The organism is Sphingomonas sp. BK069, from assembly GCF_014193405.1.
Lineage (GTDB): Bacteria > Pseudomonadota > Alphaproteobacteria > Sphingomonadales > Sphingomonadaceae > Sphingomonas.
In genome coordinates this window covers 331296-355494 of sequence record NZ_JACHZH010000004.1, presented here as the reverse complement: position 1 = coordinate 355494, position 24199 = coordinate 331296, and the positions used below count along the sequence as shown (strand labels likewise).

The window sequence follows — 24199 nt, the reverse complement described above, 5'->3', positions numbered from 1 at the left end:
GCAACGTCGCTAGCACCTGCTTAACCAGATCGGCCGCTGATCGCTCTCGCACGCCCACATCGGGCGAGACGCGGGGGTATAGGCGATGACGCCGGGACGGTGGATGGCAGAAATGGCGGTGATCGCGGCGGCGCTGTCGCTCGCGGCGCCGACCCGCGCCGCCACGCCCGCCGGCACGCGCATCGTCAACACCGCACAGCTGGTCGTCGCCGGCGACGCGCCGCGCGCGATCGACAGCAACACGGTCTCGGTCGCGGTCGACGCGCTGGTCGACGTCGCGCTCGCCGCCGACGCCGCCAGCGTGGCGGTGACCGGCGCCGCGACCCTCCCGGTTGCCTTCACCGTCACCAACAGCGGCAACGCGCCGGCGGGTTATAATCTCACCGCCTCGGTCGACCTGGGAGCGAGCGTCACCGCGATCGTGCCCGACGTCGACGGGAACGGCCGCTACGATCCCGCGATCGACAAGGGCGAGGCCACGGTGACGCTCGCCGCGGGTGCCAGCGCGCGCGTCTTCGTGCTGGTCGCCGGTGCCGCGAACGGCGCGACCGTGGCCGCCACGGCGACCGCGCACGCGGGCAGCGGTGCCGCGGGGACGCTGCTCCCCGCCGCGGGCCCCGCCGGTGCCGACGCGGTGGTGGGGACCAGCGGCGCGCGCGCCAGCGCCACCAGCCGGCTCGCCGCCGACGCTGCCGCGGCGCGGCTCGACAAGGCGCAGTCGGTCGTCGCGCCGGACGGCAGCGCGCGCGCCGTCGTCGGCTCGGTCGTGACGTACACACTGGTCGCTCGCTTCGCGCGCGACTGCCCCGCGGTCGAGGTCAGCGACGTCGTGCCCGACGGCACCCGCTTCGTCGCCGGCAGCATGACGCTCGACGACCGCCCGCTGAGCGACGGGGCCGACGGCGACGTCGCGCGGCTCGACGGCAGCACCGTCCGCGTCGCGCTCGGCGACATGCCTGCCGGCACCACCCGCACCATCCGCTTCAAGGCCATCATCCTGTGAGGAGTCTCCGCATGATCCGTCCGCTCCTGCTGCTCGGCGCGGCGCTCGCCGCGCCCGCCGCTGTCGCCGCAGCCCCCGCCGGCCCGCTCCAGGTCACCTCCAAGGTGCTGGTGGAGAGCAAGCAGCGCGCCGCCGACGGCACCACGCGCGTCGCGCTGGTGCCCGCGAAGCGCGCGGTGCCGGGCGACCGCGTCGTCTTCGTGCTGGCCTATCGCAACACCGGTACGCAGCCGCTCAGCAACATCGTGTTCGACAATCCGGTGCCGCGCGGGGTCGCGTATCGCGCGCCGCTGCCGGGCTCGGTCGCGCCCGAGCTGTCGGTCGACGGTCGCGCCTATGGCGCGCTCGATCAGCTGACCGTCGCGGCGAACGGCGCGCGCCGCGCCGCCGCGGTCGACGACGTGACCCACGTGCGCTGGCGCCTCGCGCGCCCGCTCGCGCCCGGTGCGCAGGGCGAGTTCGCCTTCCAGGCCGCGCTCAAGTGATCCCGAAGACCCACGCTTAACAGGAAGGACCCAACATGTTCGTGAGAAGGGCCATGGCCGTGCTGCTGGCGGGAACAGCCCTCGCCGGTCTCGCCGGAGCGGCGCAGGCGCAGACCGCGGCGGCGCAGCTGACCACCGCCGGCACGCGGATCGACAACACCGCCTCGGTGACCTACTCGGTCAACGGCACCAACCAGTCGACCACGTCGACCACCGCCTCGTTCGTGGTCGACAAGAAGGTCAACTTCACCGTCGTCACGGCGCAGACCGGGCCGACCCAGGTCAATCTGGGCGACCAGAATGCGGTGACGACCTTCCGCGTCACCAACCTGACCAACGACGTGCAGGATTTCCTGCTCGATCCCGATCAGCAGAACATCTCGCTCGGGCTGTTCCCCGGCAGCGACAATTTCGATCTGACGAGCCTGCGCGCCTATGTCGATTCGAACGGCAACGGCCGCTACGACGCGGGAGTCGACACGCAGACCTGGATCGACGAGCTCGCCCCCGACGCCTCGGTCACCGTGTTCATCGTCGGCAACGTCCCCAACCAGGCGGGCGCGCAATATGCCTATGACTCGCTCCGGGTCGTCGCCGCGGCGGGGGGCCAGTCCGGGACGCAGGGCAGCGCGCTGATCGCGACCGACCTCAACCTCAACGGCGCCGACGGCACCGTCGACATCGTCTTCGCCGACGATGACAGCGACGGCGCGCTGCTCGGCGACATCGCGCGCAACGGTCAGGGCCGGGCCTATTCGGGCTATTTCGTCGCGATCAACAACGTCGCGCTGAGCGTCGCCAAATCGGCGCGCGTGCTGGCGGACGGGCTCGGCTCCTCCAATCCCAAGGCGATCCCCGGCGCCACCGTCGAATATTGCCTGCGGGTCAGCAACGCCACGCTCAACGCCAGCGCCAACGGCGTGACGCTGAACGACGTCGTCCCCGCGCACACGACTTACGTGCCCGGCTCGATCTCGATCGGCACGCCGGGCGCGCTCGGCATCGCCTGCGTCGTCAACGGATCGACCGAGGACGACGACTCGGATGACGCGACCGAGACCGACGGCGTGACCGCGTCGTTCGACGGCGTCGCCAAGAAGGTGATCGCCAATGTCGGCACCGTCAGCGGCGGCGGCGCGGTGGCGGCGTCGTTCAAGGTGACGATCGACTAAGCCTCGCTCAGCTCCCGCTCGTCATCCACCCCCGGCGCGCTCGCGCGCGCCGGGCAGGGACCCTGCATGCCCACATCGCGCGCCCTCTCTGCCTTCGCCACGCTGCGCACGCTCGCGGCGGCGACGCTGTGCGCGCTCACCGCGCTGGCGACCGGCGCGGAGGGGCAGCTCGCGCAGGTGAGCAACACCGCGCGGCTCAGCTTCGGCGCGCCCGCCGGCCGCACGACGATCGACTCGAACACCGTCACGCTCGCGGTCGACCGGACAAGACGGCCAAGCTCGCTGAGCTTCCGGCTGCTGCCGATCGGCTATCGGCTCACCGGCATGCACTGCGAACCCGACGCCGCGGCGCCGTTCACCCCGGCGCCGATCGAGGCCGTGGATCTCGCCCGCGCGGCGCCGCTGCGCACGATCGATACCAAGCAGCCGATGATCATCGTGCTCGACGCCGCGGCGGACAACCACGATCCCGCCGTACGCGAGACCGACTGGATCGACGTCACCACTGACTCACGCACCGTCAAGCTGCCGTTGCTCGAGACCGGGCCGAACACCGGCGTCTTCGCCGGCGGCGTGCCGGGCGGCGGCACCCAGCTTGAGCTCGCTGCCTGCGACCCGACCCGCAATCGCGGCATGCGGCTGCGCATGTCGTACGCGGGCAACGCGCTGAGCATGGCGTCGGAGGCGTCGGTGCTGGTCGATCCGGCCGGCTACGTGTTCGACTCGGCCACCGGCGCGCTGGTCGACGGCGCCGAGGTGACGCTGCTCGACGGGGACGGCCATGTCGCGCAGGTCTACGGCGACGACGGCGTCAGCGCCTATCCCGCGACTGTCATCAGCGGCGGCTCGGCGCATGATTCGAGCGGCCGCGAGTATCGCTTCACCACCGGCAACTACCGCTTCCCGCTCGTCGCGCCGGGCACCTACCACCTGCGCATCGTCCCGCCCGCCAATTATGTCGCGCCATCGACGCGCGACCCCGCCGAGCTGGCGCGGCTGCTCGACCCGGGGGGGCGGCCGTACATGATCAACGCCGCGTCGTTCGGCGCAGGCTTCACCATCACCACGCCCGATCCCTTCTACTCCGATATCCCGCTCGATCGCACCGGCGACACCATCCTACTGCTGAGCAAGACCGCCTCGACGCGCGAGGCTGCGCCGGGCGACGTCGTGCAATATCGCGTCACCATCACGAACCGCGGCGAGCAGGCGGCGCGCGCCGTCTCGGTCACCGATCTGCTGCCCGCCGGCCTGCGCTACCAGCGCGGCTCGACCCGCGGGGTCGCCGAGCCAGAGCTCGCGCCGGATGGGCGGAAGCTCAGCTTCGCGGTGCCGGAGATCGCGGCGCATGCGACCGTCGAGCTGCGCTACACCGTCTCCATCGCCGCCGGCGCCAAGCCCGGCGACACGGTCAACCGCGTGCTCGCCAGCGGCAGCGCAGGGATCACCGGCAACGAGGCCGCGGCGGCGGTGCGGATCCGGCCGCTGCTCTTCTCCGACGGCTTCACCGTCATCGGCCGCGTGACCGAGGGCGACTGCCGCGACCCGGTGGCGGGGCGGCGCGGCGTGCCCGGTATCCGGCTGCTGCTCGAGGACGGCACCTATGTCGTCACCGACAAGGACGGCCTGTACCATCTCGAGGGGGTGCGCCCGGGCCGCCACGTCGTCGCGCTCGACCGCGATTCCGTGCCCGCCAGCCACGCCCCGGTGGCATGCGACGCCGACACCCGCCAGGCGGGCAGCGCCACCTCGCGCTTTGTCGAGAGTGAGGGCGGGCTGCTGAAGCGGGTCGATTTTCAGCTCCGCCCGACCGGCCGCACCGCCGCCGCGGCGGCCGCGCTGCCGGTGCCGGTGCTCGCCGACGCCGCCGCGGCGGGCGCCGCGCGCGACTGGTTCGCCGGCCAGGCGCCGGGCATCGCCTTCCTGTTCCCCGAGCCCGAGCATAACCCGCGCGCGCCCGCCGTCCGCGTCGCGATCAAGCACCTGCCCGGCCAGCGCGTCGCGTTGACGATCAACGGCGAGCCGAGCGACCCGCTCGCGTTCGACGGCACCGACCTGGACCCCACCCGCACCATCGCGGTGGCGCGCTGGTCGGGTGTGCCGCTGCGCGCGGGGGATAACCAGCTCGTCGCGCGCGTGCTCGGCGCGGACGGTGCGGTCGCGGCGACGCTGACCCGCACCGTCCACACGTCCGGCGCGCCCGCGCAGGTCGTCGCGGTGGCCGAGAAGAGCCGGCTGGTGGCCGACGGGCTCGCCCGCCCGCTGCTCGCGCTGCGCGTCACCGACGCGAGCGGGCGCCCGGTACGCGCAGGCACGCTGCTCACCGTGCGCGTCGACGCGCCCTACGCCGTGGCGGAAGAGGTCGCGATCGCGCAGGAGCGCCGCCAGGTCGCAGACGGCGGCACCCACAGCGCGCAGGTGGTCGGCGACGACGGTTATGCCTTCGTCGCGCTCGAGCCGACGATGCAGAGCGGCGCGGTGCGCGCGCACGTGGAGATCGCCGACCGCGACACGCGCCGCACCGTCGACCTCACCGGCTGGCTCGCCGCCCCGGCGCGAAGCTGGACCGTCGTCGGCTTCGGCGCCGGCACGCTCGGCTATGATACGCTGCGCCGCCACGGCGGCACGCTGCCCGCCGGCGTGCGCGGCGGCACGGTGCGCGACGGCCAGCTCGCGCTCTACGCCAAGGGGCGGATCAAGGGTTCGTGGCTGGCGACGATCGCCTATGACAGCGATCGCCGCCGCGACCCGACGCGCGGTCTGCTCGGCACGATCGATCCCGACCGCTACTACACCGTCTACGGTGACGGCACGCGCCAGGGCTATGACGCCGCGACCGATCGCAAGCTGTACCTGCGGCTGGAGCGGCGCGAGTTCTACGCGCTGTTCGGCGACTATGAGACCGGGCTGACGCAGACCCGGCTCGGCCGTTACAGCCGCACGCTCAACGGGCTGAAGGCCGAATATGACGGCGAGCGCCTGCTGTTCAGCGCCTTCGCTGCGCACACCGACGAGCGCTACGCGCGCGACGAGATCGCGGGCAATGGGCTAAGCGGGCCGTACCGGCTGATGGCGCGCGACATCGTGCCGAACAGCGACAAGCTGCGGATCGAGGTGCGCGACCGCTTCCGCCCCGACCGCATCGTCGCGACGACGCAGATGACGCGCCACCTCGACTATGACATCGACGCCGCGGCGGGCACGATCCGCTTCCGCGAGCCGGTGCTGACGCGCGACGCCGCGCTCAACCCGGTGGTGATCGTGGTCGATTATGAGACCTATGGCACCGGTCGCAAGAAGGTGGCGGGTGCGCGCGGCGCGGTGCGGCTGGCGAGCGGCAAGGTCGAGCTCGGCGCCACCGCGCTGCACGACGAGACCACCGCCACCGCCGACCTCGTCGCGGTCGACGTCAAGGCACATGCCGGCGCGGCGACCGAGCTGCGCGCCGAGGCCGCGACGGGCGGGCGCGGCGGGTTCGGCGCGGGCCGCGCCTGGCTCGCCGAGGCGGAGCATCACGGCGCGCGCGGCGACCTGCTCGTCTACGCGCGCCAGCAGGATCGCGGCTTCGGCGTGTCGCAGCAGAACGTGGTGGACGCCGGCGCGCGCCGGCTCGGTGCCGACGGTCGCGTCCAGCTGAGCGGCGCCTTGTCGCTCACCGCGACCGGCTGGTACCAGCGCCAGCTCGACGCGCCGGGCAGCCGCAGCGCGCTCGACGCGCGGCTCGAGTGGCGCCGTGAGACGGGCGCGCTGTTCGCCGGCGCGCAGCTCGCGTCCGATCGCGGCGTCGACGGCCAGGCGCGCGACTCGCGGCTGCTGACGCTCGGCGGCACGCGCGCGGTGCTCGACGGTAAGCTGACCCTGACCGGCCAGACCCAGGTGGCGCCCGGCGGTGACAAGGCCAGCGTCGACTTCCCGGTGCGCCATCAGCTCAGCGCCGCCTATCGCGTCGCACCGACGGTGCGGCTGATCGGCGGCTATGAAATCGCCGAGGGCAGCAGCTACACCGCGCAGACCGCCCGGCTCGGCTTAGACGTCGCGCCCTGGACCGGCGGCAAGCTGATGAGCACGCTCAACCAGCAGGCGGTCGGCAGCGAGAACGCGCAGCGCGTCTTCGCGCAATATGGGCTCAGCCAGTCGCTGCCGCTCGGCTCGCGCTGGATCGTCGACGCGACGCTCGACGCGAGCAGCACGCTGCGCGGCCACCTGCCCGCGGGCGCCACCGTCAACGCCTTCCAGTCGGGCGTGACCGGCACCGCCACGCAGGACGCCACGGGCCCGGACTATGCCGCGGTAACGCTCGGCGCGAGCTATCGCGCGGGGCGCTGGTCGTGGAACGGTCGGGCCGAATATCGCGCCAGCGACGCCGGCGACCGGCTCGGGCTCACCAGCAGCGCGCTGCGCTCGCTCGGCGAGGGGCGGACACTCGCGGCGGGGCTGCGCTGGTACAGCGTGACGCAGTCGCCCGACGCCAGGGCCAGCTCGCTCGCGGGCGATGTCGCGCTGGCGTGGCGCCCGCTCGACGGCCGCTGGTCGCTGCTGGAGCGGCTCTCGCTGCGCCACGACCAGGCCGACGCGGGTGTCACCGACCGCAACGTGCTCGGCGTCGATACGGGCGGCGGTGCCTTCCAGGCGACGCTGCGCACGATCAACAACGTCGCGCTCAACTACCGAAGCGGCGCCGAGGGCGAGGGCCACGGGACCGAGCTGACGCTGTATTACGGCATCAAATGGGTGCGCGGCAGCTTCGGGGCCGACGACTACACCGGGCTCACCCAGGTGGTCGGCGTCGAGCTGCGGCGCGATCTCGGCCGCCGGTTCGATCTCGGGGTGCAGGGTTCGGTGCAGCACGGTATCTCGAGCCACACCATGGCCTTCAGCGCCGGGCCGAACGTGGGCGTGTCGCCGGCACGTGACCTGTGGATCAGCGCGGGCTATAACGTCAGCGGCTATCGTGACCGCGACTTCGGTCAGGATCGCTATACGCGGCGGGGGCCGTATGTGACGCTGCGGTTGAAGTTCGATCGCGACAGCGTCGGATCATTGTTGGGGCGGGCAGGATGATTAATCACGCGGCGCGCTGGCGCATGACGGAGGACGGGATGAGCCAGGGGGCCGATCAGGTGCCGTCGCGCGCGGGCGAGGAGCAGCGCGCCGCGCCGCGCGAGCGCACGCTCTACGCGCTGGGTCGCCTGATGGTCGCGGGACGGCAGCACGTCTGCACCGTCCGCAATCTCGGGCCGGGCGGTGCGGGGATCGAGCTCGATCCGCCGCCCGCGGTCGGCACGGCGGCGACGATCGAGACGCGCGGGCTGATCGCGCGCGCCGCCACGGTGCGCTGGGTACGCGAGACGATGGTGGGGCTGAGCTTCGACGAGCCGCTCGGTGAGGAGGCGCTGCGCGCGGTGGCCGAGACGCCGCGCAGCCCGCGGTTCCGCTACGACGGCCCGGTCGAGCTCGTCACTGACGCGCGGCTCACCGAGCATCGCGCGATCGACCTCGGGCTCGGCGGCGTACGCGTCGCGGGTGCGCCGCCCGCCGACGCCGGCAGCGCGATCGAGGTGGTGATCGACGCCGAGCTGGTCGTCCGCGGCAAGCTCGCCTGGGCCGGGGACGAGGCGTTCGCGATCGAGTTCGCCGCTCCCCTCAGCGTGCGCCAGCTCGCCGGTGCGATCGCGCGGCTGGAGGCGACGCTCAGCCGCTGAGCAGCGCGAGGATCTGCGCGGACAGCGACAGCGGGTCGAACGGCTTGACGATCACGCCCCGCGCGCCGATCGCGCGCAGCGCTGCGACGTCGCGCTCGCGACCGTGCGCGGTCATGAAGATCACCGGCAGACCGGGGCTGCGGTCGTGCAGCGCGGCGAGCAGCGCAGGACCGTCCATGTCGGGCATCGACACGTCGAGCAGCGCGGCGTCGGGATGCGTCGCGGCGAGCGCGTTCAATGCCTCGCCCGCGCTGGCGGCGACGCGCAGCTCGATCGTCGGGTCGAGCCCCAGCGCCAGCTCGACGATGGTGCGGATATCGGGATCATCGTCGACGAAGAGCAGGCGCAGCGACATCAGGCGTCCACCGGCGCGTGACGCTCGGCGAGCAGCCGCCGCACCGTCGCAACCAGCTCAGGCAGGTCGTGGCGTCCCTTGGTGAGCACCACCGCCGCGCGGGCAGCGAGCGCGGGCGGTACCACCTGGCCCGAGTAGATCACCACCGGCACCGGCGCGCCGCTCGCGTCGACCAGCTCGGGCGCGAGCTCGGGCCCGTGGCCGTCGACCACCTGCATGTCGAGCAGCGCGAGGTCCGGCGCGCCGTCGCGCAGCAGCGCGCGCGCCATGGCGAGGCTCGCCGCCGGCAGCACGCGGGCGACCCCGGCGAGCGCCGCGGCGACGGTATCGCGGACGTCGGGGTCGTCGTCGAGGTGAAGCAGCAGCGGCAGCGGCAGCGGCGCGTCGGAGGCGGGCGCGTCTCCAAGCTCCGTTCCTGGTGATGGCAGAGCGAAAGCGAAGCGCGTACCGCCGCCGTCGCGATCCTCGAACCAAATCGTCCCGTCGTGGCGGCGGACGATCTCGCGCGAGATCGCCAGCCCCAGCCCCGAGGCGGGCGCATGGGTCGCGGCGCGGCCGCTCTCAAATCGCTCGAACAGCCGCGGCCGCACCGCCGCCGGCACGCCCTCGCCGCGATCCTCGACCGCGATCAGCGCGCGCCCGGCCTCGACTCGTGCCGCGATCGTCACCGTGGCGCCCGCAGGGGACGCGTGGATAGCATTGGAGACGAGGTTGGTGACGACCTGCAGCAGCCGCTCCGCGTCGCCCTCGACCGGCACGGGGGCGCCCGTGGACGCGTCGGCCAGCACCACGTCCCGGCTGCGCGCGAGGCCGTCGCTGTCGAGCGCCGCGCGCGCCACCACCTCGCGGAGGTCGAGCGGCGTGCGCGCCATCGCCAGCTGGCCGGACTCGATCCGGTCGATGTCGAGTAAATCGTTGATCAGCCGGATCAGCCGCCGCGCGTTATTGTCGGCGATGTCGACCAGCCGCGCCGCCTGCGGCGGCAGGTCCGCCGCGGCACCGCCACGCAGCAACGCGAGCGACCCGACCACCGAGGTGAGGGGGGTACGCAGCTCGTGTCCGATCGTGGAGATCAACTCGTCCTTGGCGCGCTCGACCCGCGCGCGCTCGGAGGCGTCGCGCAGCGACAGCACGAGATGGTCGCCGCTCGGCACGCGCATCACGCCGATCGCCACGTCGACGTGCCGCTCGCTGCCATCGCGGTGGCGCGCGACCCGGTCGGTGAGCAGGGGGCGATCGAGCCGGCCATCGTCCAGCCCGATACGCCCGTGGAAGCCGCCGCTGCCCTCGGCGATGCGCAGCACCGTGGCGACATCGCGCCGCTCCAGCTCCTCGGGGGTATAACCGAGTAGCGCGCCGGCGGCGTCGTTGATCATCTCGATCGTACAGCTGGGATTGAGGATCAGCAGCGCGTCGCTGGTGCCGCGCAGGATCGCGGCATTGCGCTCGCCCTTCTCATAGGCGTCGAGCGCGGCATCGTATGCTTCGCGACGCGAGCGCCACAGCGAGCGAAGCGTCAGTGCCAGCGCCAGTGTCAACATCGCGCCGGTGGCGAGCAGCAGCAGCCGCAGTTCGCTCCGCTGCCGCGCGAAGGCGGCGCGGCGTTCGGCGGTCAGCGCCCGCTCGCTGACACCGGCGCGCGCGAGCGCGGCGCGCAGCCGGTCCATGACACGCCGCCCCTCGCCGTCGGCCACCGCAGCACGCGCGGCCTCGCGCCGGCCGGCGCGAGACAGCGCCAGCGTGCGATCGAGCTCGGCGAACTTGGTGTCGATCAGCGCTGCCACTTCCGGATCAGCGACCCCCTCCACCGCACGTAGCCGGGTGACGAAGCGGCGGGCAGGCGCATAGGGACCGAGGAAGGCGGCATTGCCGGTGAGCAGATAACCGCGCTGCGCGGTCTCGGCGTCCTTCATGGCGGAGAGCAGCATCACCTGCGCGCGCTCACGATCAAACGAACGCGCCGCGGCCGATTGCAGCCGAAGCGAGCGCGCATATTCTGAGTCGGTCCAGGCGATCAGCGCCGCCACCAGCAGCGGGGCGAGCACGGCGACCAGCAGGAAGCGCCGACGCGAGGGCGGCCGCGGTCGCGTCCCCGCGCTCACTTGGGCGTGGCGCCGAGCAGCGGCTGTACCGCCAGCATCGCCTGCGCGCGGTTGGTCACGCCCAACTTGCGGAAGATCGCGGTCATATGCGCCTTGATCGTGGCCTCGGTGACGTCGAGGTCGCGCGCGAGCTGCTTGTTCGAGCGACCGTCGGCGAGCGCGATCAGCACGCCGCGCTGCGCCGGCGATAGCGTCTCGATCCGCGCGCGCAGGTCGCCGAGTTGGGGCGCGGCGCCGCTGATCGGCGGGAAAGCGGTCTGGCCCGAGTCGATCCGGCGCAGCCGCTCGGCCAAGGCGTCGAGCGGCAGGCTCTTGAACAGATAGCCGGCGGCACCGAGCGCGCGCGCCGCCTCGACCAGCGAGGGCTCCTCGCTGGCGGTAACGAGCACGACCGGGGTGCGCGGCGCGTGCATCTGCAAGGTCAGCAGGCCCGAGAAGCCGTTCGCGTCGGGCAGGTGGAAGTCGAGCAGGATGATGCGGAACGGTCCGCGGGCGGCAGCCTCGCTCGCCTCGCTCACGGTGCCCACCGCGACGACCGAGACGCCCGGCAGCGCCGCGCGTGCGGCAAGCGACAATCCCTCGCGCGTCAGCGGGTGATCGTCAGCGACGAGGGCGCGGCCCCCTAATCTCTGCTCCTGTTCTGGCATCATACCGACTTCATTATCTTTTTTGTGGCAGAAAGGGTTTCGCGACGGGGCCGCTCTGTCGAGCGATTTTTCGACCAGAACGGTGGAAGTTTGATGCGGATAAAGAAGAATCACTGTCTCATGCTCGTCGGGCCCGCCGCGGCGACGCTGAACGTCGGCGGCTGGCGGCTGTGCGATGGGGCGGCCGATCCGCGTGTCGGCGCCGAGGCGCCCGACGCCGCGCTCGTCGCGATCACGCCCGGGGCGCCGTCGCCCACGCGGGTTCGTGCGCTCGCCGACGTGCCGTGTCTCCCGGTGCTCGCGCTCGCGCCGGACGACTGGATCGAACGGCACGACTGGCGCGCGCTCGGCTATGACGCGGCAGTGCCGGCGGAGGCATTGCCAGAGGCGCTCGCCGACGCGCTCGCGGATTGGCACCGCGACGCCACGCTGGCGACGCTCGACCGGCTCGAGGCGAGTTTCGGTGCCGCCGAGGTGGCGGCGCTGGTCGAGCGCTTCGGCGTGATGCTCACCGCCGCGCGCGACGAGCACGATCTGGCGGCGCTGGCGGACATGGCGCATCGAGTCGCGGGGATTGCGGGGACGCTCGGCTTCGCCGCGCTCGGGCGGCTGTGGCTGCGCTTCTCCGAGGGCGAGACCGGGTTGGCCGACAGCGCGCGCCGCGCCGCGGCCCATGCGATCGAAACGATCGCGCGGCGCGGCTGAGCCGCGGGCTCAGTCCGTCAGCGGCGCGACGTCGACGCTGACCTCCATCGCCTGCGCGCCCGAGCCGAGCACCACGCCGTCGACCGGCGCGATCTCGGCATAGTCGCGCCCGATCGCGACGACGACATGGTCGCTGGCCATCCAGATGCCGTTGGTGGGGTCGAGCCCGATCCAGCCGCGCGCGGGGCCGCACCACAGCAGCACCCAGGCATGGGTGGCGTCGGCGCCGACCAGCCGCTCCTGCCCGGGCGGCGGCAGCGTGCGGATATAGCCCGAAGCATAAGCGGCGGGCAGACCGGCGGCGCGCAGTCCGGTGATCATCACCTGGGCGAAATCCTGGCACACGCCGCGGCGCTGGCGGAACGCCTCGTGCGGCGGCGTGTCGACCAAGGTGGCGGCGGGATCGAAGACGAAGTCGCGCTGGATCCGCCGCGCCAGCGCGATCCCCGCCTCCAGCGCGTTGCATCCGGGGGCGAGATCGGCGCGGCAATAATCGGCGATCGCGGGATCGAGCGGGATCAGCGGCGAGGGGAAGAGATAGGCCGCCGGTCCCGCCGCGGAGAGGTCGTTAGAGGACCGCGCCAGCGCCGCCACTTCGGCGAGCGACGGGTCGTCCGCCTGCGGCACGGGCACGGCGCGATCGATCGTGACGCGCGCACGGCTCTCGATCGTCAGCGAGCGCACCGGCTCCTCGATCACCAGCCGCGCGACATGCGCCAGCCCCGCCTCGGCCCGCGCCGGGTGGACGCGCCCCGCCGGCGCGACGGTCAGCGTGTAGGACTCGACCCGCTGCCCGGGCCAGTCGATCGGGCGCAGCCGCAGGTTGCAGCGCGCGAACTTGACCGCATTGCCATAGTCGAAGCGGGTGACATGGACGATGTCGTAGCGCATGGCCTGGCCCGCGTCGGCGGCGAGCGGGGGGGGCGCGAGCACGTCGCTCATGCCAGCGTCAACCCGCCCGCGCGCAGCGGCTCGGCGCCTTGCAGGAAGTAGCGTCGCGCCACCGCGTCGGACAGCCGCCCGAGCCGTTGCTCGATCGCCAGCAGCAGTTCGCCGGTCAGCGTCGCGGCCTGCTCGGGCGCGACCATCGCGTAGAGCTCGGTCGCCTCGATCTGCTGTGCCTCGGCCATGCCGTCGTCCTGCAGCACCGGCAGGCGGGCGAGATGGTCGCGGATCGCCTCGACCTGAAACATCAGCGCGCGGGGGTTGCCGGGATCGAGCACGACCAGGTCGAGCACGGGCACACGCGCGATCCCGGTGAGATAGCGCTGGCGGTAGCTGATCTGGCTGTCGCCGAGGTCGAGCAGCGTTGAGAGATCGTCGAGCGAGGCGCCGGTCGCGCCGAACACGCGCGCGGCGCGCGCGATCGCCTGCGCGCGCTCGATGCGGCGGCCGAGGTCGTGGAAGCGCCACGCCGCGGTCCGACCCATATGCTCGGCCGAGAGCCCAGCGATGGCGGCGTAGCGGCGCTGGAGCGAGCCGGCGCGGTCGAGCAGCCCGCGGTGGGTAGGGAAGGGCGCGTCGAGCAGCCGGATCATGTCGGCGGACAGCCGGTCACGCGAGCCGCCCGCGATCCGCTGCGCGTGCGCGTTGATCGCGGCGACCGACTGCCAGCCGTCGGCGCGCGCCTCCATCGCGGTGCGCGCGAAATGGGTGAGGTCGGCGCGGCGCAGCGACGGTGGCGAAGGCGCGGCGCCCGCACCGACCAGCTCGTTGACCAACTTGCCGACCGTCGCGGTGCCGAGCGCGGCGCCGGCGTCGGCGTCGATCGAGTTGCCCAGCATCACGCGGATCACCGCGAGCATCGCCTCGCCGCGCTCGAGGTAGCGGCCGAGCCAGAAGAAATTGTCCGCGACTCGGCTCGGCAATGTGCCCGGGTTGCGGCGGACGTGGAGCGTGTCGACCGCGGGCAGCAGCGACACGGGCGCGACCGGATCGCGGCCGTGGACGCAGACGTCGGCGGACCAGCTGCCCTCGCCCATCACCGCCGCGCGCGGGTCCGGGTGGGCGCCGATGCGTGCGAAGCCGCCGGGCATCACCTGCCAGCACCCGTCGCGGTCGCGTGCGGCGAAGACCCGCAGCGTGAAGGGGCGCGGCTCCATCCGGTCCGCGATCACGACGGGCATGGTCGAGAGGCGGACGATCTCCTGCCCGACATAGTCCTGCGGTCGCGCCGCCATCTCCTCCAGTAGCGCGGCCCGCTGCGCCATGGACAGGTCGGCACCCGCCACCGGCGCCTCTCCGGGCAGGCCAAGCGTGCGCGCGCCGAACGCGGAGGAGAGCAGCAGCGAGGGCAGCTCGGCGGCGACATGCTGCGCCTCGCGCGGCTGGCCGCACCACCAAGTGGCGATGTTGGGCAGGATCAGGTCCGCACCGGTGAGCCGAGTGGCGAGCTGGGGCAGGAAGGCGCCGAAGGCGGCGCTCTCCAGCACCCCCGCGCCGGGCGCGTTGGCGAGCACGACATTGCCCGCGGCCCAGGCGTCGATCAGCCCCGGCACGCCGATGCGCGAGTGCGAGTCGAAGGCGAGCGGGTCGAGCAGCCGCGGGTCGAGCCGCCGCCACAGCGCGTCTACCCGCTTGAGGCCGCCGATCGTGCGCACGTACAGCCGGTCCTCTAGCGCGGCGAGATCGTCGCCCTCGACCAGCAGCAACCCCAGGTAGCGCGCGAGATGCGCCTGCTCGGGATAGCTGGGATTGTAGCGGCCGGGGGTGAGCAGCCCTATCCGCGGGTCGCTGCGTCGGCACGCGGCGGCGAGCCCGTCGCGGAAGGCGGCGAAGAAGGGGGCGTGGCGGCGCACGTTGAGCCGGCCCTGCAATCCGCCGAGCGTGCGGCTCACCGCCAGCCGGTTCTCCAGCGCATAGCCCGCGCCGGTGGGTGCGCGCAGCTGGTCGGCCAGCACGCGCCACTCGCCCGACGGCCCACGCCCGAGATCGACCGCGACGAAGCGGAGGTGGTAGCCGCCCGGCGGCGTCAGGCCGACCAGCGGGCGGAGGAAATAGGGGCTGCCGGTGACGAGCGTGGCGGGCAGGTGGCCGCGCTCGACCAGCTGCGCCGCGCCGTACAGGTCCTGGAGGATCGTCTCGAACAGATCGGCGCGCTGGGCGACGCCGCGCTCGATATGCGTCCATTCGTCCGCCTCGATCAGCAGCGGTATCGGGCTGACCGGCCAGGGTCGCTCGCTGTCCTCGCCGATGATGCGGAAGCCCGTGCCGATGTCGGCGGCGTGGCGCTGCACCCGCTCGCGCGCGTGGCCGAGGTCGTCGCCAGCGACGGCGGCGAGTTCCTCGAGCATCGCCAGCGCTGCAGCGGCGTCGCCCGCACGCATCGCATCGTCGGCGGCGCCGCCGTAATCATCGAGCCAGCGGCGGGCGTTCGTCCCGGCATCGAACAGGGCAGGCTGGGTCGCCACTCGGTCCTCCGTGCGCGGGCGGGGACGACCCTAGGCGATGCCGCGGTGCAGTGCAAAGCCGCGGCGCAATGTTTCAGCGCGCCACCGGTGGGCCGGGGTAGGCGAGCACCGCGCCGGTATAGCGCTCGACCACCGCGCTGATCGGCGCGCCGTCGGGGAGCAGCAGCACGGCACGATTCTCGATCACCGTGTCGGCGACGTCGATCTCGGCGCGGTGCGGCCAGCGCCAGGAGGGTAGCGTCTCCCAGCGCCGCGGTAGCGGCGACCACAGGTGCTGGCTCGTCAACGTGTAGCGGCGGAAATGGAGCGGCTGTGCGGCACGGCCGAACGGCGTATCGCTGGTGTCGAGCTGGCGGTTGATGTCGGGCGTGAGCCGCGCCGGAACGTACCAATTGTCCGCGTCGGACAGGACGTGCTGCCCGCAGCGCAGCCGGACGTGGCGGTAGCCGACCCGCTCGGTGGCGGAGACCTTGAGCAGGGTGCGGATCTCGGGCGGGGCGGGGCGCTCGTCGCCGCGGATCCGCTCGGCCTTGATCCTGGGATCGGCGGCCATCTGATGCTCGGCGCACCAGCCGTCGAGCACCAGAGTCGCGCTCTCGCTGGACGCGAGCCGCTCGCTCAGTGCGTGAAGCGCTGCGTCGGCGGCGAGCCGCCCCTGCACCGTGCCGACCCAGGAGGGTGGGAGCGTCGCCGCGGCCGCTGGCGCGACGGCGGACGGGAGGAGGGCGAGGCTGAGCGGGCGGTACATGAGACCACTATAACGTGATCCGACCGCGCGAGCTCGCTGTGGCCCCAGATCCTCCCCGGCACGGGGAGGGGGACCATGCGCAGCATGGTGGAGGGGGGGGCGCCGCGAATGCTGCGCTGCGTGGAGAGCCCCCTCCACCACTCGCCTACGGCGAGCTGTCCCCTCCCCGCTAGCGGGGAGGAGCTGCGACCATGGGAGCCGTCCCGCTCTCACCCCTCACACCTCGGGCAGAATCTGGTCTGCGATACCCCAGCCCTTGAGCGAGCGGCCGTTGGCGCGCGCGATCAGCTCGGCCGCATCGCCGACGTGCCAGCGCGCCGCGGTGTCGAGGTCGCGCAGCTCGGTCCAGGACACCGGCGCGGCCACCGGTGCGCCGGCGCGCGCGCGCGCGGCATAGGGCATGATCGCCGTCGCGCCGCGCTGATTGCGCAGATAGTCGATGAAGATCCGGCCCTTGCGCTTGGCCTTGCTCATGTTCGCGACGAAGCGTTCGGGCTCGGCCTGCGCCAGCGCGCGCGCGAACCGCTCGGCGAAGTCGCGCACCGCCGGCCATTCCGCCGACGGCGTCAGCGGCACCACGACATGGACGCCCTTGCCGCCCGACAGCAGCGGGAAGCTCGTCAGGCCCAGCTCGGCGAGCTGCTCCTTGAGATGCTCGGCGGCGCGCTTCGTGGCGGCGAAGTCGAGATCCTCGTCGGGGTCGAGGTCGAACACCATGCGATCGGGCCGTTCCAACGCTGTCACGGTCGAGCCCCAGCCGTGGAACTCGATCGTTCCCATCTGGACGCAGGCGACGAGGCCGTCCGCCGAGTCGACGTAGAGGTAGTTCTCGGTCGAGCCGTCCTTCTCGCGGATCGGCACCTGGTGCACGGTGTCGCCGAACGAGCCGGCGTCGTGCTTCTGGAAGAAGCAGTGCTTGGCGCGTCCCTGCGGGCAGCGCACCAGGCTAATCGGGCGGTGACCGACCCAGGGCAGCATGATTCCGGCGACCGCAAGATAATGATCCGCGAGGTCGCCCTTGGTCACCTCGCTCTCGGGGAAGATGACGCGGTCGCGGCTCGACACCTTGATCGAGCTGGTCGGCGCCGCGGCGGCCTTCGGCGCGGGTGCGGGCCGCTCCACCACCACCTCCGCGGCGCTCTTGTCGCCGCGCAGGCCGAGGAAGCTGGGGTGGCGCAGCACGCCCTCGGGCGTGGTCTCGGTGAAGGCGATCTCGGCCACGAGCTTCGGGCTGACCCAGCGCGCGCCGCGTACCGCCGCGCGCGGCGCCGCGACCGTGGGCGTCTTGCGCTCGAGCTTCTCCAGCTTGGCGGTCAGCTCCTCGATCAGCGCGCCCGAGAAGCCGGTGCCGACCTTGCCGGCGTAGCGCAGTTCGCCGCTCTCGTTGACGCCGAGCAGCAGCGAGCGAAAGCCGCGGCGCTTGTCCGACGGTGTCCAGCCGACCACGACGAACTCCTGCCGGCGCGTACATTTCACCTTGAGCCACGCCTGGGTGCGCTTGCCGCGATAGGGCGCGTCGGCCTTCTTCGAGACCACGCCCTCGAAGCCCTCGCGGCACATGGTCTCGAACAGTTGCTCGCCGGCGCCGATGACGTGCTCGGCGAATTGGAGCCGCTCCTCGCCGACACCCACCAGCGCGCGCAGCTGCTCCTTGCGCTGGACGTTGGCGAGCCCGCGCAGGTCCTCGCCGTCCTGCTCGAGCAGGTCGAAGGCGAAGAGCGTCATCGCGCCGCCCCCGCTGATCGCGTCCTTGAGCGTCGAGAAATCGGGACGCCCATCCTTGAAGGCGACGATCTCGCCGTCGATCAGCGCGCTGCCGACCGGGAGCGCGGCGGCGGCCGAGGCGATGCCGGCGAACTTGTCGGTCCAGTCGAGGCCGTTGCGCGTGTAGACCTTGGCCTGCGCATCGGCGACCGCGACGAGCGCGCGATAGCCGTCGTACTTCACCTCGTGGATCCAGTCGCTGCCGCTCGGCACCGCGTCGACCAAGGTGCAGAGCTGCGGCGGCTCATAGGCGGGCAGGGCGGCTTTGCGCGCGCGGCTGGCGGGCTTGGCCTTGGCTCTGACAGGCTTCGCTCTCGTCGCGGCGGCCTCCTCGTGCGGCGGCGCACTCTCGGCGATCTCCTGCATCGTGCGGCCCGTGGTGACGCTGGTCAGCGCGGTCTCGACCAACGTGTCGGTGCCGCCGGCGTAGGCATCGTCGATCTTGCGCAGCAACCAGTTCTCGTTCTTTTCCTTCCCGCGCGGGCGCAATCGGATGAGCAGCCACTCGCCCCTCATCCGCTCGCCGTCGAGCACGAAATGGAGGTGGCCCTTGTCGAGGTCGCGCGCGCTCTTGCCCGCGATCGGCGACCAGGTGCCGCGGTCCCACAGCATCACCGTGCCGCCGCCATATTCGCCCTTGGGAATTGTCCCCTCGAACTTCGCATAGGAGAGCGGATGATCCTCGGTGCGCACCGCCAGCCGTTTCTCGTTCGGATCGAGGCTGGGGCCGCGCGTCACCGCCCAGCTCTTGAGCACGCCGTCTATCTCGAGCCGGAAATCCCAGTGCAGGCGCGTGGCGTCGTGCTTCTGCACCATGAAGCTGTTGCCGTTGCCGGGTGCGAGCGTGCCGGCGGGCTCGGCGGTGCGGCTGAAGTCGCGCTTGGCGTTGTAGCGCGCGAGCGGGTCGGTGGGGGACGGCTTTTCCTCGCCCTTCTTCCTCGTCACGCGACCCAATCCTCAAGTGGGTGGCTGCTGCGATAAGCAATCGCCTCATCAACTGGCGTCATCCCGGACTTGGTCCGGGATCCACCGTGCCGCGTACTCAGGCGGTGTTGCTCGCGCGGACGAGTGGATCCCGGACCAGGTCCGGGATGACGGAGGAGGAGAATGACACTCACGCGCTCTTCTTCGCGGCCGGCTTCCTAGCCGCGGGCTTCTTCGCTGGCGCGCGCTTCGTCGCCGGCTTGGCCGCGGTTTTGCCAGCGCCCGCGTTCTCGTTGGCAGCGCCCCGCGATCCCTCCATCGACTTCTTCAGCGCCGCCATCAGGTCGACCACGTTCGAGCCCGAGCGCCCGCCACCCTCGTCCTTGTCCTCGATGATCTTGCGCCCGTGCGCCTTGCGCTTGCGCTCGATCAGCCCGCGCAGCGCGTCGACGTAGCGGTCGTGGAACTCCTGCGGGTCGAACGCGCCGCTCTTCTTCTCGATCAGCGCCTCGGCCAGATCGAGCAGCTCGGGGTCGGGCTTCTCGTCGGGGATGTCGCGGAAATAGCCCTGTGCCTTGTTGACCTCGTCGGCGTAGCGCAGCGTCTCCAGCACCATGCCGCGCCCGCACGGCTTCAGGCTGACGACGTACTCGCGCCCGCGCATCGCCAATTGCCCGAGACCGACCTTCTTGGTCCGCCGCAGCGCCTCGCGCAGCACGATGAACGCCTCCTCGGCGAGATCGTCGGCGGGGACGACGAAATAGGGCTTCTCATAATAGAGCACGTCGATGTCGCTGGCGTCGACAAACTGGGTAAGCTCCAGCGTCTTCTTTGACTCGAGCTTGACCGCGTCGATCTCGTCCTGCTCGAGCAGGACATATTCGCCCTTTTCGACTTCGAAGCCCTTGACGATCTCGTCGGTGTCGACCGGGCCCATGCCCGGCACCACCTTCTCATACTTGATCCGCTTGCCCGAGGGTTCGTGGATCTGGTGGAAGCTGACCTGCGCGCCCGACTTGGTCGCCGAGTAGATCTCCACCGGGATCGACACCAGCGCGAGCCGGATCTGTCCCTGCCAATATGCCCGCGCGGCCATGTCGTTTCCCTTGTTCCGGAGGCGATTCAATCATTTGCCGCCAGACGGGTTCCCTCGACGCGGGTCACGCCCGATCGGGCGTGGAAATCGCGGCCCTTTTCGCCTAGATGCGCGGCATGGCCGACGATCCGATCGCGCTCTTCGACCGCTGGCTCGCCGAGGCGGAACAGAGCGAACCCAACGACCCCAACGCGATGGCGCTCGCCACCGCGGATGCCCGCGGACGTCCGTCAGCGCGCATGGTGCTGCTCAAGGGGCACGGCCCCGATGGCTTCGTGTTCTACACCAACCGCGGCAGCCGCAAGGCGGAGGAGGTCGGCGCCAACGCCCAGGCCTCGCTGCTCTTCCACTGGAAGTCGCTGCGTCGTCAGGTGCGCGTCACCGGCAGCGTAACTCGCGTCAGCGACGCCGAGAGCGACGCGTATTTCGCCTCGCGCGGTCGCGACTCGCAGCTCGGCGCCTGGGCCTCGGACCAGTCGCGCCCGCTCGACTCGCGCGCTACCTTCGAGGCGCGCGTCGAGGCGATGCGCGAGCGATTCGACGGGCAGGACGTGCCGCGCCCGCCGTTCTGGGGCGGCTATCGCGTCGCCGCCGAGGAGATCGAGTTCTGGCAGGACCGCGCGCACCGGCTGCACGAGCGGCGCCTGTTCACCCGCGCGGGTGACGGCTGGAACGAGGGGCTGCTGTTCCCATGACCAACGAGGAACGCCGTCGCGCCGTTCCCTTGGCGATGCGCGCCGCGCTCGCCAGCGTGGCGATGGCCAGCTCGCTGCTGGTGGTGAAGGGCTATGCCGCCTGGCACACCGGCTCGGTCGCGATGCTGGGCAGCTTGGCCGACACCGGGCTCGACCTGCTCGCCAGCCTGGTGACGCTGTACGGCGTCAAGCTCGCCGCCGAGCCCGCCGACCACGACCATCGCTTCGGTCACGGCAAGGCCGAGGCGCTCGCCGCGCTGTTCCAGGTGGTGCTGATCACCGCCTCGGCGATCGGCATCGCGGTGCGCGCGATCCAGCGCTTCTCCGCGCCTGCCGCCAACGAGGACGCGGGGCTGGGCATCGGCGTGTCGGTGCTCGCCATCCTCGCCACCTTCGCGCTGCTCGCCTATCAGCGCAGCGTGATCCGGCGCACCGGCTCGGTCGCGATCCTCGCGGACAACGTCCATTACCAGTCGGACGTGCTGCTCAACGTGGCAGTGATCGCGGCGCTGGTGCTCGACCAATATGTCGGCCTGTCGGGGGCGGACCCGGTGTTCGGCATCGCCATCGCTTTGTGGCTCGCCTGGGGCGCGTTCCAGGCGTCGAGCCAGGCGATCGACATGCTGATGGACAAGGAATGGCCCGAGGACCAGCGAGCCGCCTTCATGGAGGTGGCCGCGCGCCAGCCCGGCATCCGCGGCATCCACGATTTCCGCACGCGCCGCGCCGGCAGCCACGATTTCGCGCAGTTCCACATGGAGGTCGATCCGAGCCTCACCGTCCGCGACGCGCATGACATCGTCGAGCGGGTGGAGGTGGCGCTGCGCCAGACCTTTCCGCGGGTGGAGACGCTGATCCACCTCGACCCCGAGGGGCATGTCGATACCGACAACCCGCTGGTGGAGGCCGACGTCACGCCGCACTGGTTCGGCAAGCGAGTAGGCTATTGATGCGCATCCCTTTCGCCCAGATCGACGCCTTCGCCGACGCGGCCTTCGCGGGCAATCCGGCGGCGGTAATGCCGCTGGCGAGCTGGCCCGAGGACAGGCTGCTCCAGCAGATCGCCGAGGAGAACAACCTCAGCGAGACCGCCTTCCTCATCCCCGACGCGAGCGGCGAGAGCGACTTCGAGCTGCGCTGGTTCACCCCCGCCGCGGAGGTGGCGCTGTGCGGCCATGCCACGCTGGCGAGCGGCCATTTTGTGCTCTCGTCGGATGGTGACCGCGACTCGGTGCGCTTCCGCACGCGGCAGGCGGGCGTGCTCGAGGTCGCGCGCGCGGACGGCGCGGTGGGCGCGAGCTACGCGATGGCGCTGCCGGCCTGGAAGCCGACGCCACGCGCGCTGCCCGAGATCGTCGCGGCGCTCGGTGTCGACGCGGTCGAGACCTTGTGGTACGAGAAGGGCTACGCGCTCGTGATCGTCGCCGACGAGGCGGCGGTGCGGGCGGCGGCGCCGGACGGGCGTGCGATCAAGGCGCTCGGGCCGTTCGTCCATATCGTCGCGGCGCGCGGCGAGACCGCCGACGTGGTCAGCCGGGTCTTCACAGACTATTTCGACATCCCCGAGGACCCGGTGACGGGCTCCGCGCACGCGGTGATGGTGCCGTACTGGGCGGAGCGGCTCGGCCGCGACTCGTTCGGCGCGTTCCAGGCGAGCGCGCGGGGTGGGCGCGTGGGCTGCCGGCTCGACGGCGACCGGGTGATCCTGCGCGGCGATTGCGTGACCGTGATCGAGGGTACGTTCCTCCTCCCCTGATGTTCGTCCTACAATGAGGGAGAGGGGCGCCTTCAGGGCGCGATCGTTCTCGTGCGTGCTACGCCGTCTTTCGCCGTCGTGGGTTGGTCGAGGCTTCTACTCACTTGTTTTCCGATCGGAGCAGTGTAGATTGGCTATGACGGCGCGAGGCGCCGCCTATCTGAAGGGGATCGGAGTTGATGAAGAAGATCGTCGCCGGTGCGACCGGGATCTGCCTGGCGCTGGCGCTCGCCGCCTGCGGTTCGAAGACCAGCAACGACACCGCCGCCAACGACACGCTGGCGAATGAGACGGTGCTCAACGAGGAGCTGCCCGCCGACGGCAACTTCGCGTCGGTCGGCAACGGCACCGACCTGGGCGCGCTGCCCGCCAACGCGACCGGCGACAATGTAAGCGCCACCGCCGGCAACACGCTCTGATCCGAGTTTCAGCGCCCCTCCCACGGGCGCCGCACCGAACCGTCTAGTGCTCCCTAGACCAACCTACGCCCGGCGCTCCCCCGCGCCGGGCGCTTGTTGTTGGCGCCTTGAACGCCATTCCGGTCGGAGGCACCGGCGCGTCGATCGCGCGCTTGCCCCTGCGTCGGCGGCTGAGTAACCGCGCAACGAGCCTCCGCAGTCCGGGACCGAGCGTGCCATATCCCGAGCAGTGCCGTCCGCGCCGCGCGCCCAACGTGCTGCCGCGACTGATCTATTTCTGGCGGTTCGGGCGGCTGCCCGATCTTGCCGCACCGCGCCGCTTCAGCGAGTTGGTGTATGCGCGCAAATTGTTCGAACGCGACCCGCGCTGGCCCAAACTCGCCGACAAGGTCGCGGTGAAGGCGCATGTCGCCGCGACGCTGGGCGGCGAGTGGGTGATCCCGACCCTGTGGCATGGCACCGCGCTCCCCGACACGCCGCCCTGGCCGCGCCCGTTCGTGCTCAAGTCCTCGCACGCGAGCCAGCAGAACGTGTTCGTTCGAGACGGGGAATCGCTCGACTGGGCGGCGGAGCGGCGTCGCGCGGCGCGCTGGCTGCGCCGGCCCTATGCGCCGCTGCTGCATGAGTGGCTCTACTCGGAGATTGCGCCGCAACTGCTGGTCGAGCCGCTGATCGGCTGCGGCCGGGTGCTGCCCGTCGACTATAAGTCCTTCGTGTTCGGAGGGCGGGTCGAGTTCATCCAGGTCGATCTCGACCGCGAGCATCGCCACCGCCGCGTGATGCTGGACCGCGCATGGCGCCGGCTCGACCTCGCCTTCGAGTTTCCCGCCGATCCGCGCCCGGTGATGCCGCCGGCGTCGCTCGACCGGATGATTGCGGCGGCCGAGACGCTGGGCACACCGCACGATTTCGCACGAATAGACCTCTATGACGTCGCCGGCCGGCCGTATTTCGGCGAGTTCACGCTCTATCCCGGCTCGGGGCTCGATCGCTTCCGGCCGGTCAGTTGGGACCTCCACTTCGGCTCCTATTGGGCCGAGCGTCAGTCCGCGCCCTGTCAGGCAGCGAGGCGGTACGGCTCGTCAGCGATCGGGACGATCGGCACGGCGACCGGCGCTACGGCAGCACAGGTGCGCTCGGCGCGGCGATGGCTGATGATGAGGTAGACGAGCGAGAACATGGGAGATCCTAAGGTTGATGCTGCGGTGCAGCAATA

Annotated in this window: 19 protein-coding genes; 11 read left to right on the top strand and 8 right to left on the bottom strand. The window is 71.7% G+C overall.

Annotated elements, in window-relative coordinates:
* Window positions 1–112: 112 nt before the first annotated feature.
* From FHY02_RS15190 to FHY02_RS15170, 5 genes are all read left to right on the top strand, one after another.
* The gene (locus FHY02_RS15190; protein WP_183923593.1) at window positions 113–1003 is read left to right on the top strand and encodes a hypothetical protein; all 891 of its coding nucleotides are present in this window, start codon (window positions 113–115) and stop codon (window positions 1001–1003) included.
* Window positions 1004–1014: 11 nt separating this feature from the next.
* Window positions 1015–1488, top strand: a complete 474-nt coding sequence (locus tag FHY02_RS15185; protein WP_183923591.1) for a DUF11 domain-containing protein — start codon at window positions 1015–1017, stop codon at window positions 1486–1488.
* Between the two features lie 53 nt (window positions 1489–1541).
* Window positions 1542–2660, top strand: coding sequence for a hypothetical protein (locus tag FHY02_RS15180; RefSeq protein ID WP_221190259.1), 1119 nt, complete (start codon window positions 1542–1544; stop codon window positions 2658–2660).
* A gap of 66 nt (window positions 2661–2726) precedes the next feature.
* Window positions 2727–7721 (top strand): DUF11 domain-containing protein, encoded by a 4995-nt coding sequence (locus FHY02_RS15175; RefSeq protein WP_183923589.1) that lies wholly within the window; start codon window positions 2727–2729, stop codon window positions 7719–7721.
* Window positions 7722–7759: 38 nt separating this feature from the next.
* A complete protein-coding gene (locus FHY02_RS15170; protein WP_183923587.1) occupies window positions 7760–8362 on the top strand; it encodes a PilZ domain-containing protein in 603 nt (200 codons plus the stop codon).
* On the opposite strand, the gene FHY02_RS15165 is transcribed toward FHY02_RS15170, so the two are convergent.
* From FHY02_RS15165 to FHY02_RS15155, 3 genes are read right to left on the bottom strand one after another with little or no spacing between them, the layout of a single operon-like run.
* Window positions 8352–8717 carry a response regulator gene (locus tag FHY02_RS15165; RefSeq protein ID WP_183923585.1) on the bottom strand — a complete coding sequence of 122 codons (366 nt, stop codon included), beginning with the start codon at window positions 8715–8717 and terminating at the stop codon, window positions 8352–8354. The two genes, FHY02_RS15170 and FHY02_RS15165, sit on opposite strands and share 11 nt — an antisense overlap.
* Window positions 8717–10819, bottom strand: coding sequence for an ATP-binding protein (locus FHY02_RS15160; protein WP_183923583.1), 2103 nt, complete (start codon window positions 10817–10819; stop codon window positions 8717–8719). The genes FHY02_RS15165 and FHY02_RS15160 overlap by 1 nt, the downstream gene beginning before the upstream one ends.
* On the bottom strand, window positions 10816–11466 hold the full coding sequence (locus FHY02_RS15155; protein WP_183923581.1) for a response regulator transcription factor: 651 nt from the start codon (window positions 11464–11466) through the stop codon (window positions 10816–10818). The genes FHY02_RS15160 and FHY02_RS15155 overlap by 4 nt, the downstream gene beginning before the upstream one ends.
* A gap of 120 nt (window positions 11467–11586) precedes the next feature.
* On the opposite strand from FHY02_RS15155, the gene FHY02_RS15150 reads away from it, so the two are divergent.
* Window positions 11587–12171, top strand: a complete 585-nt coding sequence (locus FHY02_RS15150) for a hypothetical protein (RefSeq protein ID WP_183923579.1) — start codon at window positions 11587–11589, stop codon at window positions 12169–12171.
* Between the two features lie 9 nt (window positions 12172–12180).
* On the opposite strand, the gene FHY02_RS15145 is transcribed toward FHY02_RS15150, so the two are convergent.
* The 5 genes from FHY02_RS15145 to FHY02_RS15125 all read right to left on the bottom strand — a co-directional run bounded on the left by FHY02_RS15145 (window position 12181) and on the right by FHY02_RS15125 (window position 20113).
* Entirely contained in the window at window positions 12181–13062 is an 882-nt protein-coding gene (locus FHY02_RS15145; protein ID WP_183923736.1) for a transglutaminase family protein, read from the bottom strand.
* A gap of 47 nt (window positions 13063–13109) precedes the next feature.
* A complete protein-coding gene (locus tag FHY02_RS15140) occupies window positions 13110–15581 on the bottom strand; it encodes a circularly permuted type 2 ATP-grasp protein (protein WP_311731848.1) in 2472 nt (823 codons plus the stop codon).
* Between the two features lie 73 nt (window positions 15582–15654).
* On the bottom strand, window positions 15655–16329 hold the full coding sequence (locus FHY02_RS15135; RefSeq protein WP_183923577.1) for a hypothetical protein: 675 nt from the start codon (window positions 16327–16329) through the stop codon (window positions 15655–15657).
* A 216-nt stretch (window positions 16330–16545) separates the two neighbouring features.
* Window positions 16546–19038: a DNA ligase D gene (ligD, locus tag FHY02_RS15130; RefSeq protein ID WP_183923575.1), complete on the bottom strand. Its 2493-nt coding sequence runs from the start codon at window positions 19036–19038 to the stop codon at window positions 16546–16548.
* Window positions 19039–19207: 169 nt separating this feature from the next.
* On the bottom strand, window positions 19208–20113 hold the full coding sequence (locus tag FHY02_RS15125; RefSeq protein WP_183923573.1) for a Ku protein: 906 nt from the start codon (window positions 20111–20113) through the stop codon (window positions 19208–19210).
* A gap of 116 nt (window positions 20114–20229) precedes the next feature.
* Between FHY02_RS15125 and pdxH the strand changes: the two genes are divergently transcribed.
* From pdxH to FHY02_RS15100, 5 genes are all read left to right on the top strand, one after another.
* Window positions 20230–20808: a pyridoxamine 5'-phosphate oxidase gene (pdxH, locus tag FHY02_RS15120; protein ID WP_183923565.1), complete on the top strand. Its 579-nt coding sequence runs from the start codon at window positions 20230–20232 to the stop codon at window positions 20806–20808.
* Window positions 20805–21758, top strand: coding sequence for a cation diffusion facilitator family transporter (locus FHY02_RS15115; protein WP_183923563.1), 954 nt, complete (start codon window positions 20805–20807; stop codon window positions 21756–21758). Before pdxH ends, FHY02_RS15115 begins: the two co-directional genes overlap by 4 nt.
* On the top strand, window positions 21758–22564 hold the full coding sequence (locus FHY02_RS15110) for a PhzF family phenazine biosynthesis protein (RefSeq protein ID WP_183923561.1): 807 nt from the start codon (window positions 21758–21760) through the stop codon (window positions 22562–22564). The genes FHY02_RS15115 and FHY02_RS15110 overlap by 1 nt, the downstream gene beginning before the upstream one ends.
* Window positions 22565–22743: 179 nt before the next feature.
* A complete protein-coding gene (locus tag FHY02_RS15105; RefSeq protein ID WP_183923559.1) occupies window positions 22744–22983 on the top strand; it encodes a hypothetical protein in 240 nt (79 codons plus the stop codon).
* A 212-nt stretch (window positions 22984–23195) separates the two neighbouring features.
* Window positions 23196–24149, top strand: a complete 954-nt coding sequence (locus FHY02_RS15100) for an ATP-grasp fold amidoligase family protein (RefSeq protein ID WP_311731847.1) — start codon at window positions 23196–23198, stop codon at window positions 24147–24149.
* Window positions 24150–24199 lie beyond the last annotated feature (50 nt).